This window comes from Rhabdothermus arcticus (genome assembly GCF_055382915.1).
Window position 1 is genome coordinate 727275 of record NZ_AP043808.1, and the last position, 13750, is coordinate 741024.

10 protein-coding genes are annotated in these 13750 nt (G+C 70.4%); 4 read left to right on the top strand and 6 right to left on the bottom strand.

Going from position 1 to position 13750, the window contains the following annotated elements; translation table 11 throughout:
* Nucleotide 1: 1 nt before the first annotated feature.
* From ACZ48Y_RS03840 to bshC, 4 genes are read right to left on the bottom strand one after another with little or no spacing between them, the layout of a single operon-like run.
* The gene (locus ACZ48Y_RS03840; protein WP_464742325.1) at nucleotides 2-445 is read right to left on the bottom strand and encodes a hypothetical protein; all 444 of its coding nucleotides are present in this window, start codon (nucleotides 443-445) and stop codon (nucleotides 2-4) included.
* Between the two features lie 9 nt (nucleotides 446-454).
* Nucleotides 455-2584: an ATP-dependent helicase gene (locus ACZ48Y_RS03845; protein ID WP_464742327.1), complete on the bottom strand. Its 2130-nt coding sequence runs from the start codon at nucleotides 2582-2584 to the stop codon at nucleotides 455-457.
* Nucleotides 2585-2592: 8 nt separating this feature from the next.
* Entirely contained in the window at nucleotides 2593-3537 is a 945-nt protein-coding gene (locus ACZ48Y_RS03850; RefSeq protein ID WP_464742329.1) for an amidohydrolase family protein, read from the bottom strand.
* Nucleotides 3534-4934 (bottom strand): bacillithiol biosynthesis cysteine-adding enzyme BshC, encoded by a 1401-nt coding sequence (gene bshC, locus ACZ48Y_RS03855; RefSeq protein ID WP_464742331.1) that lies wholly within the window; start codon nucleotides 4932-4934, stop codon nucleotides 3534-3536. The genes ACZ48Y_RS03850 and bshC overlap by 4 nt, the downstream gene beginning before the upstream one ends.
* Nucleotides 4935-4962: 28 nt before the next feature.
* Between bshC and ACZ48Y_RS03860 the strand changes: the two genes are divergently transcribed.
* Nucleotides 4963-6360, top strand: coding sequence for a phosphohexomutase domain-containing protein (locus ACZ48Y_RS03860; protein WP_464742333.1), 1398 nt, complete (start codon nucleotides 4963-4965; stop codon nucleotides 6358-6360).
* Here the strand turns inward: ACZ48Y_RS03860 and ACZ48Y_RS03865 are convergent.
* The gene (locus ACZ48Y_RS03865; protein WP_464742335.1) at nucleotides 6357-7361 is read right to left on the bottom strand and encodes a lipocalin family protein; all 1005 of its coding nucleotides are present in this window, start codon (nucleotides 7359-7361) and stop codon (nucleotides 6357-6359) included. The two genes, ACZ48Y_RS03860 and ACZ48Y_RS03865, sit on opposite strands and share 4 nt — an antisense overlap.
* Nucleotides 7358-7990 (bottom strand): CBS and ACT domain-containing protein, encoded by a 633-nt coding sequence (locus tag ACZ48Y_RS03870; protein ID WP_464742337.1) that lies wholly within the window; start codon nucleotides 7988-7990, stop codon nucleotides 7358-7360. The genes ACZ48Y_RS03865 and ACZ48Y_RS03870 overlap by 4 nt, the downstream gene beginning before the upstream one ends.
* A gap of 95 nt (nucleotides 7991-8085) precedes the next feature.
* On the opposite strand from ACZ48Y_RS03870, the gene ACZ48Y_RS03875 reads away from it, so the two are divergent.
* The 3 genes from ACZ48Y_RS03875 to ACZ48Y_RS03885 are packed head-to-tail and all read left to right on the top strand — an operon-like array spanning nucleotide 8086 to nucleotide 13736.
* Nucleotides 8086-8583 (top strand): OmpH/Skp family outer membrane protein, encoded by a 498-nt coding sequence (locus ACZ48Y_RS03875; RefSeq protein ID WP_464742339.1) that lies wholly within the window; start codon nucleotides 8086-8088, stop codon nucleotides 8581-8583.
* A 39-nt stretch (nucleotides 8584-8622) separates the two neighbouring features.
* Nucleotides 8623-11334: a DNA translocase FtsK gene (locus ACZ48Y_RS03880; protein WP_464742341.1), complete on the top strand. Its 2712-nt coding sequence runs from the start codon at nucleotides 8623-8625 to the stop codon at nucleotides 11332-11334.
* 53 nt (nucleotides 11335-11387) lie between these two features.
* Entirely contained in the window at nucleotides 11388-13736 is a 2349-nt protein-coding gene (locus ACZ48Y_RS03885) for a hypothetical protein (RefSeq protein WP_464742343.1), read from the top strand.
* Nucleotides 13737-13750: the final 14 nt, after the last annotated feature.

A 13750-nucleotide genomic window follows, 5' to 3' on the forward strand; every position in this document is an offset into this window, starting at 1 on the left:
GCTAGAACACCTCCATCACGAAGCCCATGCTGTAGCGCACGAAGTCGGAAGGCACCCCGAAGTAGTAGGCGGCCTCGAGGTAGGGGCGATAGCCCCGCTCGGGCAGGGCCAGCCCCACCACCCCCATCAGGTAGGCCGCCTCGCCCAGGGCCAGGCGGTAGCCACCGGCCTCCTCCACGGTCAGCCCCAACGCCGCCCCCGCGCCGGCGTAGGGGGTAAGCAGGGGAACCGGGAAATGGACCAAGCCGGCGGCCTCGAGCACGGTGCCGCTGGGTGCGCCAAAGCGCAGCCCGGCCCGCAGGTCCATGCCCGGCAGCTCGACGCTACCGCCGACGAAGGAGGTAAAGGCCTCGGTCGCCGGCCGCCGCACGCCAAACGCGAAGTCAAGACCGCTGGCCAGGCTCAGCCCGGCCAGAACCACGAAGAGGAGCGCCGCGCGTCGCATCGCCTTGTTTTACCCTATCCGCTCGAGCCCAGCGTACTTCACGAGGAGCTTTTTTAGGCCCACCGACTCGAAGTGCACGGTCACCTCGGCCCGCGCGCCCTCCCCTTTGGCGGCGACCACCATCCCCTCGCCGAAGCGGGGGTGCCGGACCCGCTCCCCGCCCTTGTAGCGTTCGCCCGCGCTGGCCTCGGCCCTGGCGGGCGGCGTCGCCGAAGCCGTCACGGCAGTGGAGAACGCCCCCACCCGCTCGATGACCTCCTCGGGGACCTCGTCCAGAAAGCGGCTTTTTTCGCTGCGCTCGCGCCGCCCCCAGGTCTCCCGCTCCTCGGCGTAGGTCAGGTAGAGGATCTCCATGGCCCGGGTGACGCCGACGTAGAAAAGCCGCCGCTCCTCCTCCAGGTCGAAAGCCTGGGTCGCCGAGCGATGGGGCAGGAGGCCCTCTTCCAGCCCCACCAGGAAGACCACCGGAAACTCCAGCCCCTTGGCGTTGTGCAGGGTCATCAGGCTGACCGCCTCGCCCTCGGGACCGCCCGGCTCCTCCGCCCGCGCGGTCAGGGCGACGTCGTCAAGGAAGGCCTCGATCCCGCCTTGGTTGGCCTCCTGCCACTCGCCGGCGGCGCGCAAGAGCTCCTCGACGTTCTCCAGCCGCTCTTCACCCCCGGGCTCGGCGCGAAGCATCTCGCGGTAGCCGGTCGCGGCGATGACCTCGGCGAGGAAGGCCTTCGGCGGCAGCAGCGCGGCGAGCTCGGCGAGCCGGTCGAGCAGCTCCAAGAACCCCTCGACGGCGCGGGCCTGGCGCTCGGGCAGCACCGTCTTCGCCCGACGCAGGGCGGCGTAGAAGGAGAGCCCCTCACGCTCGGCAAGCGCCAGGAGGCGCTCGACGCTCTTGGTACCGATGCCCCGCGCCGGCACGTTTAGCACCCGGCGCAGCGCCAACGCGTCCTCCGGGTGGGTGGCCGCGCGGGCGTAGGCCAGGAGGTCCTTGACCTCGCGCCGGGCGAAGAAGGCCACCCCACCGATCACCCGCGCCGGCACCCCCTCGCGCCGGAAGGCCTCTTCCAGGACGCGGGACTGGGCGTTGGTGCGGTAGAGCACCGCGACCGAGCCCGGGGGGTACTTCTTGGCCTCGCGGGCGACGAAGGCCGCCTCCTCGCGGTGGTCGAACGCGGCGAAGAGCCGGACCGGCGGCCCCTCGCCCTTGGCCGGGCGCAGGGTCTTCTCCAAACGCCCCTGATTTTTCGCGATCACCGCGTTGGCCAGCCGCAGGATGCGCCCGGTCGAGCGGTAGTTGGTCTCCAGCCGGTAGACCTTGGCCTCGGGATAGTCCTCGGTAAAGCGCAGGATGTTCCTCAGGTCGGCGGCGCGGAAGGCATAGATCGACTGGTCGGGATCCCCGACCACCATCAGGTTCGCCTCCTCGCCGGCGAGCATGCGGGTCAGGCGGTACTGGGCGGGATTCGTGTCCTGGTACTCGTCGACGTGGATGAAGCGGGCCCGCTGCTGCACCTTCTTGAGGAGCTCGGGGTGGGTGGAAAAGAGCTCGAGGGTCTTGAGCAAAAGGTCCGAAAAGTCCACCGCTCCGAGCTGGGCCTTGGCCGCCTCGTAGACCTGGTAGACCTCGAAGAGGACCTCCTTTTTTAGCCCCGCGGTCCACTCCGGGAGCGCCGAAAACGCCCCCTCCAGCCCTTCCCCGGCGAGCCGCGACTTGACCCGGTCGATCGCCGAACGCACCGCGACCGGACGGGCCTCGACCCCCTGGTTCTTGAGCACCTCCTTGATCAGGCCGAGCTGGTCGTCGTCGTCGTAGACGCTAAAGCCCCGGGGGAGGCCGATCGCCTCGCCGTACGCGCGAAGAATGCGCAGCGCCGCGGCGTGGAAGGTCGAAACCCAAAGCTCCCGGGCCCGCGGTCCGACCAGCGCCTCCAGGCGGGTCTTCATCTCGTTTGCGGCCTTGTTGGTGAAGGTCACCGCCAGGATCTCGGCGGGATGCACGCCGTAGTGGGCCATCAGGTAGGCCACCCGGTGCACCACGGTGCGGGTCTTTCCCGATCCGGCGCCGGCGATAACTAGCGCCGGGCCGGTGTGGTGCTTGGCCGCGGCCCGTTGCTCCTCGTTCAGCGTCGCCAAGAGGTCGTCCATGCGGCTTTTCAGTCTAGCGAAATCCGCAGCAGCCTTAGGGCGTTGTGGAAAAAGATGCGCTCGAGGTCCGTCTCCTTGACCCCGAGCTCCCAAAGGGCGCGGAACTGCTCGTCGAAGTACGCCCGGACCCAGCCCCGGGGAAAGTGGGAGCTATCGCTGCCAAAGAGCACCCGCTCCGCCCCGAAGGCCTCCAGGAAGGCCTTGAAGAGCGCCTTGATGGTGGGTACCGGCCACTGGTAGCGACGCCACTCGTTGTTCCCCGAGGTGTCCACGAAGACGTTCTCCGCCGCCCACATCAAGTGCATCAGCTCGCGCACGTAGCCGCAGCCGAAGTGGGGCACGATGAAGGCCAGGTCGGGAAAACCCTTGGCCACGTCGTGGAGCACCAGCGGGCTGAGGTTCGGCCCCGCGGCCACGCCCCCCGCGCCTCCCAGGGGGCCGAAGTGCACCAGCACCGGGATCCCCAGCCGCTCCGCGGTGGCCCAGAGGGGATCGAGGGCAGGATCGTCGAGCCGACGGTCGTGGGCCGGCGCGAAGACCTTGTAGCCGACGAGGCCCAGCCGCGTCACCGCGTCGGCGAGCATCTCCGGCGCCTTGGGATCGAAGGGGTCGTGGTGGGCAAAGCCATAAAGCCGCGGGTGCGGGCCGATGGCCTCGGCGAGACGGGCGTTTCCCCCACCGGTGACGAAGTTGATCCCCAAAAGCCCCAGCGCCTCGGCGAGGGCCGCGTAGCGCCGGGCCGCCTCCTTAGGGCTGGGCTGGTCGGCGTCCGGCTCGGGAAACCCGTAGCCCCGCCACCAGTCGCGTTGCAGCGCGGCGTTCCTGGCCTCCATGCGCCGCAGCCGCTCCGCCCCGAAGCGGGCGGCGAAGCGCTGTCCCCAGGGGCCCCAGAGGTCACCGCCGGCATAGGGCAGATGGGCGTGGACGTCGAAGACCGGAAGGGGAAGCCTCATAACCTGATCTCCACCTTACCCTCCGCGGGCGCGGAGAAAAGCGCCTTCAAAGCGTCGTCGCCGAACTTCAGGTAGGCGTTGGCGAAGGGCAGGACCCGCTCCTGGACCTGCCCCTCGGGGAGGAGGTGCCGCCGGAGCCGCTCGGCCTGCCGGGCGAGGGTGGCGTCGCGCCTTAGGCGGGCCCGGGCCAGCTTGTCGAGGAGGCGAAGCAGCCGCGCCTCGACCTGCGTTTGCGCCGCCTGAACGCTGCGGACCAGGGTGGGATCGAGCGCGGCGACCGCGGCCATCGCCCGCTCGGCCTCGTCCCTGATCCGCTGGATCGCCGCGCCGGCCTCCAGAGCGCGGGCCAGCACGGCCCGGAGCCGCTCGGCGAGGGCTCGATCGGGGGCCTCGACGTAGGCCCAGGCGGCAAGCGCCCAGCGGGCGAGGATGCGCGCGACCGGGGGCTCCACGAGGAGCGCGCGCAGCCGGGGCACGAGGCGCGGCGGGGTGAGGCCGTGGCGGGCGTAGACCGGGCCCAGCTCGGCGAGGTAGTCGAGTTCGCCGGGCCCGGCGACGAACGCCCGGGCGGGGAGGAGCGCCTCCTGAAAGACCGGCCGCAGCCCGGCCGCCGGGGTGAGCCGCGCCGGATCCAGCGTGGCGACCTCCAAGAGCGCCCGCCGGGTGTAGGCGCGCGTCTCGGTGGAAAACCGCCCCCCGCGATAAAAGAGCCGGCGCCGCACGCCGTCCTCCTCCTCGATAAAGAGCTGGGTGGCCTCGGGGTGGCTGCCCAAAGGGGCCTTCTCCCCCCACGCCCGCGCTGCCCTCTGGCCGGCACGGAGCGCCTCGGTCGAGGCCAGCGGGGCCTCGAGCTCGGCCTCGATCAGGGGAAGAAAACAGGGGGCGAGCTCCGGAGCCATCGGATCGAAGGGCAAAAGACCGCGCGCGCCGAAGAAGAAGAGGAGGACCCGGGCAAAGGCCTCGGCGTAGGTCTCGGCCCCCAGGGTGGCCTCGAGCAGCGCCTCGCGCGTCGGCCGGGGGAACGTGGCCGAGGCCAGGACCTCCGCGATCCGGTCGAGGTAGGGCGCCCAGGGCAGGCGCCCCACCGGCCGGCCCCGCGGCAGCCCCAGGTTCACCCGCCGCGGCACCTCCGCGAAGTCGAGCAGAAAGAGCGTCTCCACCTCGGCGGTGTCGTGGTCCTGGCTGGCGATCCAGAAGACCGGCGGCACCCCCTCGGCCGCGGCGCGATCGAGCACCGTGCGCACCTTGTAGGCGACGAGCGCCGGGCCACCCAGGGGCCCGGCCTGCTGCCCGGCGATGGCCACGCCCCGCGAGATCGCACCGAGGTCCACGGGCCGCGCCCCCAACCGGCGCAGGTAGGCCGCGAGGGCAGCGCGGACGGGCGGGTTAGGCGCCACGCTTTCAGAATAGGCCTAGTATGAAACCATGAGCCGCATCCGCTTTGGCACCGACGGCTGGCGGGACGTGATCGCCGACAACTACACCTTCGCCAACGTGCGCCGTGTCGCCCAGGCCTACGCCGATTACCTGAAGGCCGAAGGCGCGGACCAGGTCGTCGTCGGCTACGACACCCGGTTTCTCTCGCAGGGTTTCGCCCGGGCGGCGGCCGAGGTGCTGGCCGCCAACGGGCTCCTGGCGCGCCTGGCCAAGCGCACCACGCCGACCCCGGTGACCTCGTTCGCGGTGCGCTACTTCGGCGCCGACGGCGGGGTGATGATCACCGCAAGCCATAACCCGCCGGAGTACAACGGCTTCAAGCTCAAGGGGCCCTACGGCGGCTCGGCCACGCCGGAGATCGTCCGCGCGGTGGAAGCGCGGCTCGACGCGAGCTCGCCGAAGGCCTTCGACCCCAGCGCCCACGCCCTCGAGCCCTTCGACGTCAAAACCCCTTACTACGCCCACATCGAGGGCCTCCTGGACATGGACGCCCTCAAACGCCACCAGGGCGTCCTCTACCACGACGCGATGGGCGGCGCCGGCGGCGGCTGGATCGCGGGGTTTGTCCGCCACGCCAAGCTCGACGTCGAGGTCCGCGAGCTCCACGCCGTGCCCCATCCGCTCTTCTACGGCGTCAACCCCGAGCCCATCCCCAAGAACCTCGGCACCCTGATCGCGGTGATGAAGGCCGAGGAGGACCCCACCTTCGCCGCGGTCACCGACGGCGACGCCGACCGCATCGGGGTGGTGCTGGCCGGGGGCGAGTACTTCAACAGCCACCAGATCTTCGCGGTCTTGCTCAAGCACCTGGTGCGCAAGGGCTACCGCGGCCGGGTGATCAAAACCTTCTCGGTCTCCAAGGTCATCGACCTCCTCGCGGCCAAGCTGGGGCTCGAGGTCAAGACCACCCCGGTCGGGTTCAAGCACATCACCGACGAGTTCCTCAAGGGCGATGTGCTGATCGGGGGCGAGGAGTCCGGGGGCATCGGCGTCGCCGGCCACCTGCCGGAGCGGGACGGGATCTACAACGCGCTTTTGCTCCTAGAGTCGGTGGCCGTGACCGGAAAGTCGCTGCGCGAACAGTTCGCCGAGATCGAGCGGGAGATCGGCTTTTCCCACGCCTTCGACCGGCTCGACCTGCGCCTTGCGGACAACGCGACCAAGGACGCAGCGATGCGCCGCGCCCGGGACCCCCGTCCCCTGGCCGGACGCGCGGTGACCGAGGTCGAGACCCTGGACGGGGTCAAGTGGCACCTCGGCGAGGACGCCTGGGTCCTCTTCCGCCCCTCCGGCACCGAGCCGGTGCTACGCATCTACGCCGAGGCCCCGGACCCGGAGACGGTGGCCCGGATCCTCAAGGAAGCCAAGGCCGCGATCGGCCTCTAAGGGGTAAAGGGGCCGCCGACGAACTCGCCCATCCCCCAGGCCCGAACCCGGTTTCCGAAGGCGACGCCCTCGCCTTCGACCGGGCCTTCCCAGTAGGCGACGCGGGTGGTCCTGGCCTTCAGCTCCTGGGCGAGACGCCGCGGCAGGAGGTCGAGGCGCAGCCCCTCCGCGCGCACGCGCCAGGCCACCGCGTAGCGGTACCCGGTGTCCGGCGAGGTCCAGACGCGGAGCGGGGTCATCACCACCCGATCGAGACGGCGCACCCGCCCGGCAGGGTCCACGACGTCGGCCTGGATCGCCTTCAACGCGCCGCGGGCGTCGCGGATACGGTAGAGCATCAGCTCCCCGCCGTCGGAGAGGTGCAGCCCAAACCAGTCCCAGCGGGCGGCGTAGCCCGCCTGCTGCTCCCCCCACTGGTGGTCCATCCAAGCGACGCCCGAGACCGGCCGGCCAGCGATCGTCCCCGATAGCCCCAGGCGGGTGTAGGAGACGTAGTACAGCCGGCCGGTCTCCGCGGTCCCGGAGTACCCCGGGGGATGCACCACCGGGGGCTTTAAGGGCCGCAGGCGAAGCCGCAACGGCCCAGCCTCCAGGCCAAACCCCTCGGCGTCCTGCCAAAGCCGCCAGTCCTCGAGCTTTAAAAGAAGCGGCGGGCCCCGGACGACCGCGCTGGGGTTTGGAAAGTCACTCTTTTCCAAGAAGCGAAGCCGGTCCCGGCCGAGGTCGGTGATCGCGAGGTGCGCCGCGTGGAGGGGGTAGGGATAGAGCCAGCGGAAGGGTAGACCCCAAAGGCGCACCTCCTCCGGTGGCCAGAACTTAAAAAAGGCCCAGTGAAAGGCCAGGCCCTCCTCGGGCAGGTAGGCGGAGACGTACCACCACTCGACCGGGGCCGGCTTCGGCCCCCAAGCCGAGGGTCGCGGCGGCCTGGCCGGGTCCACCCCCTGGAGCCGGGGCGCGCAGGCCGCGAGGAAGAGCAGGACCAGCCAGAACCAGCGCCTCACCGCTCGCGGACGTCCACCACCTTGAAGCCGTGGGCCTCGAGCTTCTTGGGAACCTCCTCGGCACCCTGCCCCCTGACCCGCATCACGATCCGCCGGTGGTCGCCGTGATGGCCGGAGGTGGCGATCGAGATGATGTTCGCCGGGGGGACGACGCTCGCCGCCTCGGCCAGCACCCCGGGCCGGTCGGGGGCATCAAAGGTGATGCGAAGTCCGCCCTCGCGCAGCCCCAGGACCTCGATGAAGGCCTTGAGAACGTCGGTGGTGGTGATGATCCCCACCAGCCGGTCCCCCTCCATCACCGGCAGACCGCCGATCTTGTACTCCTCCATCAAGAGCGCCGCCTCCTCCAAAGGCTCATCGGCCTGCACGGTGATCACCGGCTTGGCCATCACCTCCTCGACGGTGAGCTTGGAGAGCAGGTAGTTGAGCTCCCACACCGAGAGGGTGGTGGCCTTCGAAGGCATCGCCTCCTTGAGGTCCTTGTCGGTGACGATCCCCACCAGCTTGCCGTCCTTGACCACGGGCAGCCTACGGAAGCCACGCTCTTTTAAGAGCTTGATCGCTTCCAGAATGGGGGTATCCGGGGTCACGGTGAGCGGGTTCGGCGTCATCCAGTCGCGTACCAGCATGTCAGCCTCCTCGTGGTTTTAGTAAAACACAGGCCGATCCGGAAAAACGTCCCGCTCTCACCCAGGGCTTAGCCGCTCGGGCTAGGCTTGGCCCCATGAAGCGACCTCTATGGATCCTTATGATGCTCGCCCTGATCGGGCTCGGCACCCTTCCCCTGGCGCAAAAGAAGGACGTCCCCACCCGCGTCGGCTTCATCGACGCCGAGACGGTGATCGCCGCCCACCCCGACTACGGCAAGGTGCAGGCGGTGCGAAAGGACGCGGACAAGGAGCTGGCGCCGCTGGTGGATCAGCTCAAGGCGCTGGAGAAGAAGCTCCAGAGCGGCGAGGCCTCGGCCAAGGAGCGCCAGGACTACCAGGTCCTGCTCGAGGCCTACAACAAGGCCAAGGCCAAGTGGGCTCCGAAGATCCAGGCGGCGCTGGACCCCATCGTCAAGGAAGTCGATGCGGTGGTGGCCAAGGTCGCCAAGGAACAGGGCTTTGCGGTCATCATGAACCGCCGCGTCGCCGCCCAGTCCAACCTGGTGGTCTACGCCGACCCCTCGACCGACCTCACCCAGGCGGTGGTCGAGGCGCTGAAGAAGCTGAAGTAACTCCCTTCCGGGGGCACGCTGGCGTATAGAATGCCCCCGATGGCGAAGCGCAAGAAAACGCCCAAGCGCCAGGGCCTGGCCTACGGGGACCTCGAGGCCCTGGCGCTGGTGCTTTCTGGGTTTTTCCTCTTCCTGGCGGCGAGCCTCTGGCCGAGCACGCCCCTCTCCGGGGACCTCGGCCGCATGCTCCAGGAAGGGCTTCGCCGGCCTTTGGGCCTCGTCGCCTACCTGCTCCCCCTGCCCTTCGGCCTGGGCGCGGTCTGGGCGCTGAAACGCTGGCCGCTTCGCCGCTTTCTCCGACTCACCACGCTGGGGGGGCTGCTTTCGGTCTGGCTCCTGCCGCTTTTGGCCCCCCTAAGCCCTACCCTCGGCGGCACGCTGGGCGCGCACGTCCAGAAGAGGCTCTCCGAGGCGGTGGGCCTCCTCTGGCCGCTCCCTCCCCTGATCCTGGCCCTGTTGACCTTCGACCTCCTGATCGGCCGGGCTCCCTTCGAAACCCTGAAACGGGGCGGGCGTGCGCTGGCCCGTGCCTATACCCGGTTTTCCGCTTGGCGCGCCGCCCGCGCCGCCCGGCGTCGCATCCGGCAGGCGGCCGGCGCCCTGGCAAGGGAGGCCGAGGCGCTCTACCGGCGTTATCCCGAGCACAGCGGCCTCGCCGAGCTGATCACCTCCCTCAAGGCCGCGGCGCGCCAGCCCTCGGAACACCTCGACGCCCTCGCCGAGCTCCTCGAGGACGTCCGGTTGGCCCGGGCGGAGGAGCTCAAGACCCAGATCGAGGCCGAGCCCAGACCGGTGGAGGGCGCGATCGAGGACGCCCTCGCCCACCTCAACACCCCGCTGACCGGGGAGGCCCCGCTCGTTCGCCACCTGGAGGAACGCCGCCGGGCGTTGCTCTTCGAGTTCAAGGCCCTCGCCACGCAAGCCCGGGCGCTCTCCCGGGCGGCGGCCGCGGCCAGGGAGCGGCTTCCCGGGGATCTCGAGGCCGAGCTAAAGGCCCACGAGGAACGCAAGAAGGCCTGGAACGCGCTGGAGACCAAGCTCGGCGAAGCCCTGGCGCGGCTCTCGGCCTGGCAGTGCTGGCGGCGCTGGGCCGAGGAAGCCCCGGCCGAGGCCTGGGAGGCCGGATACAAGCTCCTCATGGCCAGCGGGCTCCAGGCCCCGCCCCCGAACCTCCAGCCCAGTTCCAAGGCCGAAGAAGAGGTCGAGCCCGAGCTGGAGATCGAGATCGAGGTTCCGCAAGCCCCGGAAACCCCACCCCCGCCGGCACCCGCCCCTTCCCCCGCGGACGGGCCAGCCCTGCCCACCCCCGACCTCCTCGAACCCCCGGAGGAAAGAAAACGGGACCGCCGGACGATCGAGGCCGAGACCGCGGCGCGCGCGGAGACGATCAACGAGACCCTGGCCCAGTTCGGCCTCAAGGCCCGGGTGGTGGACTGGGCCCGGGGGCCCACCGTCACCCGCTACGAGATCCAGCCCGCCCCCGGGGAGAAGATCGCCCGCATCGCCTCGCTGGCCAACGACCTGGCCCGGGCGCTGGCGGTGGGCTCGGTGCGGATCGAGGCCCCGATCCCGGGCAAGCACGTCATCGGCCTCGAGGTCCCGAACGCCGAACGCGAGCTGGTGCGTTTTTCGGAAGCGCTCCTCGACAAGAGCTACCAAACGAGCCGGGCCAAGCTGCCCCTCATCCTGGGCAAGAGCATCGAGGGTGCCTTCTGGGTCCGGGACCTGGCCAAGATGCCCCACCTCCTGATCGCCGGCTCCACCGGCTCCGGCAAGTCGGTGAGCGTGAACACCCTGATCATGAGCCTGCTCTTTCGCTACCTGCCGAGCGAGCTGCGCTTTTTGATGATCGACCCCAAGATGGTCGAGCTCACCCCCTACGACGGCATCCCCCACCTGGTGCGCGGGGTGGTCACCAACCCCGGCGACGCCGCGGGGGTGCTGCTCGGAGCAGTGGCCCACATGGAGCGGCGCTACAAGATGATGTCCAAGGCCGGGGTGCGCAGCCTGGAGCAGTTCAACAAGAAGATGCGCGAGGCCGGCGAGCCCACCCTCCCCTACCTGGTGATCGTGATCGACGAGCTCGCGGACCTGATGATCACCAGCCCCAAGGAGGTCGAGCAGGCGATCCTGCGCCTGGCGCAGATGGCCCGGGCCACCGGCATGCACCTGATCCTGGCCACCCAGCGCCCCAGCGTGGACATCCTGACCAGCCTGATCAAGGTCAACATCCCCGCGCGCATCGCCTTTGCGGTCTCTTCCAGCCACGACTCGCGAACCATCCTCGACGCCACCGGCGCCGAGCGCCTGACCGGTCAGGGGGACATGCTCTTCTACCAGCCCGGCCTGGCCAAGCCGGTGCGGCTGCAGGGCCCCTTCCTCTCGGACACCGAGATCCACCGCGTCGCCGCCTTCTTGCGCCAGCAAGCCTTCGAGGACCCCTTCGTCGAGACCTACGGCGCCGACTTCGACGGCCCAGTCACCGAGCTCGTGGGCGGTGCGGCCAAGGGAACCAAGGGCATGGACTTCTCCGACCCGCTCCTCGAGGCCGCGGCCAGAATCGTGGTCGAGGAAGGGCAGGGATCGGTCTCCCGCCTCCAGCGGCGGCTCTCCGTCGGCCACGCCCGGGCCGGGAAGCTGATGGATATGCTCGAGGCCATGGGGATCGTTGGCCCGCACCAGGGCTCGAAGCCCCGCGAGGTGCTGATCCGGCCCGAGGAGCTCGAGGACTACTTCGGCAAGGCGCACTGAGCCCTCTGACCCTTCGCACCGCCATCCCTCCGGACAGGTCCTAAGCTAGAGGCATGCGCCGTCTCCTAGTCGGGGTCATCTGGCTCTTCCTGGTTTCCGTAGCCCTCGAGCGCGCCGTGGGCCCGCACGCCGAGGTCCTCTACCGAGCGGGAGATGACGCCCGCGCACGGGAGGTGTTGGCGCGGGCCGAAGCCGCGATCCGCGACCTTTCGCCGTGGCTCGGCGCGCCGGAGGGGCGGCTCGTCTACCGGCTTTCGGAAACCGGCCCCTACAACGGGTTGGCGAGCCCCTATCCCCGTCCCGGGGCCACGCTCTTGGACACCTTTCCCGAGTACGACGGACGCTTTCTCAACAACCCCGACCCCCTCTACACCCTGATCCTCCACGAGACCGCCCACCTCCTGCACCTCAGGGGGCCGCGGCTGGGGATCGGGCTCCTGCTCGAAGGCAGCGCCAAGCCCTACCCCGGCTGGCTGACCGAGGGGCTCGCGGTCTACTTCGAGTCGCGGGAGGGAGGCGGCCGCCTCCACCACCCCTTGACCCCGGCTTTGCTCCGCGCCTTGAAGCCCGACCCGCCTCCCTTCTGGGCGCTCGGGACCAACGCCACCCCGTTTTGGCCCTACGGCGAGGCCCGCTACCTGGTCGGTGGGGCCTTCGTCGCAAAGCTCGTCGAGCGCTACGGGTTCGCGTCCTTGAAGCGGGCCTTTTTGCGTTACCAGGCCCTGCCCATGCCCCTGGCCCTCGCCGATCCCAAGAGCTTCGCCCGGGCCTGGAAGGGGGCGAACCCCGACCTGCCCGGCTTGGAGGCGCTCTGGCAGCGCTTTTGGGCGGAGCAGACCGCGCCCGCCCCCGCTCCCGGCACCGACCTCGGCCCCGGGGAAAAGCCCGCCCTCTCCCCCACGGGGCGGCTCGCCTACCTCGATGGCGACGCGATCGTCGTGGGGAACAAGCGCTTTTTGCACCCCCTCAACCGGACGATCGGCACCCTGGGCTGGAAGGACCGCGCCACCCTCTTCTTCGACCGCCTGACACCCGAAGACGGCGGCGGCTACCGGCGCGACCTCTTCGTGCTCGATCTCGAGCGCGGGCGCACCCGGCGCGTCGCCGTGAACGCCTACCACCCCGCGGCCGGCGACGGGGGCCTTTGCTGGGTGGAGCGAAGCCCCCTCGAGGATCGGATCCGCTGCCAAGGACGCCTGATCTGGACCGCCCCCCGGGGCCAGCGGGTGGTGGGCCTGGCCCCGGGGAAGCCCTTCTTTCTTCTGCTCTGGGAAAGCGGGCGGGTCCTTCCAGGGCAGCTCGACGACGGCCGCTTTCGCCCCCTTCCCGCGCCGGGAAGGCTCGTCTTGGGATTGCAGCGGTGGGGGAAGGACCTCCTGGTCTTCGCCGGGGACAAAGCACCCTTCGCCGCGTTTCGCATCCAGCCCGAAGACGACCGGCTGGAAAGGGTCCTCGCGGCCGACACCGGCGTCTTCTTCCCGGTCGCGGACGGCCAAACCCTCTACTACAGCACCCTCACCCCCAAGGGCCCCCACCTCCGCCGGGCCGCCGTGCAACCGGAACCCGCCGAGGCCTGGACGGGGACGGCGACAGGAGCCCCGGAATCGCCCCCCGTTCAGCCCCTCGAGACCCCCTACGACCCCGTTGCCTCCCTCGGACCGCGGGGCGTTTTGCCCCTGCCCGGCGGGCTGCTCGTCGCGGGGCTCGACGACAGCCTGGAACACGCCTGGCGCCTGGTCGCGGGCTGGCCCTTCCTAGCCCTGGCCTACCGGCACACCCCGAACTTTGGCCTGGCGCGGCGAAGCTTGGAGTTCAACCTCTTCGCCGAGCCCGGCACCCTGATCGCCCAAGGCGCGCGCGCCGCCGCCCACGGCCTGGCCAAGGGCACCCTCGCCACCGAGGTTGCGGCGGGCACCGCGCTCGGCGCGGGAGGCGCGCAGGCAGCCGTCTCCCTGGACCTGGTCTACCGGCTCGCCTACGCCCGGGGGCGCGACCGCGTCTGGGGCGGGTGGAGCGATGGCCTGCGCGGGGAGGCCATGCTCGGCTGGAACGGCCTGGCCTGGCACCGGCTCAGCCTGGTGGCCCGGGCCGACGGCCTCGAGGCCGGCCTGATCGAGGACGGGCGCCCGACCTTCACCCTGGGCTACCGCACCCTGCTGCCCCTGGACCTGGCGAGCCCGGACGGGTTCTTCTACCTCAGCCACCTGGCGCTGATCCCCCGGCTGACCTACGCTCCGGGGACGGGAGCGGGGCTTGAGCTCGAGCTCTCCGGCTACGGGAGCTACGCCTACGCGCTCTCCGGCGCGCTGACCCTGCGCGTCGGCGCGTCCGGAGGCCGGGGCTTCACCCTCTTTCTGGGGCCGCGCTACCCGTTCGATTTTTCACCGGCCCCGCTCCACTGAGCGGATATAGTCAA

Excerpts from the sequence above, each read along its gene's own strand:
- ACZ48Y_RS03840 (WP_464742325.1), bottom strand. The coding sequence starts at position 445 with ATGCGACGCGCGGCGCTCCTCTTCGTGGTTCTGGCCGGGCTGAGCCTG.
- ACZ48Y_RS03845 (WP_464742327.1), bottom strand. The coding sequence starts at position 2,584 with ATGGACGACCTCTTGGCGACGCTGAACGAGGAGCAACGGGCCGCGGCC.
- ACZ48Y_RS03850 (WP_464742329.1), bottom strand. The coding sequence starts at position 3,537 with ATGAGGCTTCCCCTTCCGGTCTTCGACGTCCACGCCCATCTGCCCTAT.
- ACZ48Y_RS03860 (WP_464742333.1), top strand. The coding sequence starts at position 4,963 with ATGAGCCGCATCCGCTTTGGCACCGACGGCTGGCGGGACGTGATCGCC.
- ACZ48Y_RS03870 (WP_464742337.1), bottom strand. The coding sequence starts at position 7,990 with ATGCTGGTACGCGACTGGATGACGCCGAACCCGCTCACCGTGACCCCG.
- ACZ48Y_RS03875 (WP_464742339.1), top strand. The coding sequence starts at position 8,086 with ATGAAGCGACCTCTATGGATCCTTATGATGCTCGCCCTGATCGGGCTC.
- ACZ48Y_RS03880 (WP_464742341.1), top strand. The coding sequence starts at position 8,623 with ATGGCGAAGCGCAAGAAAACGCCCAAGCGCCAGGGCCTGGCCTACGGG.
- ACZ48Y_RS03885 (WP_464742343.1), top strand. The coding sequence starts at position 11,388 with ATGCGCCGTCTCCTAGTCGGGGTCATCTGGCTCTTCCTGGTTTCCGTA.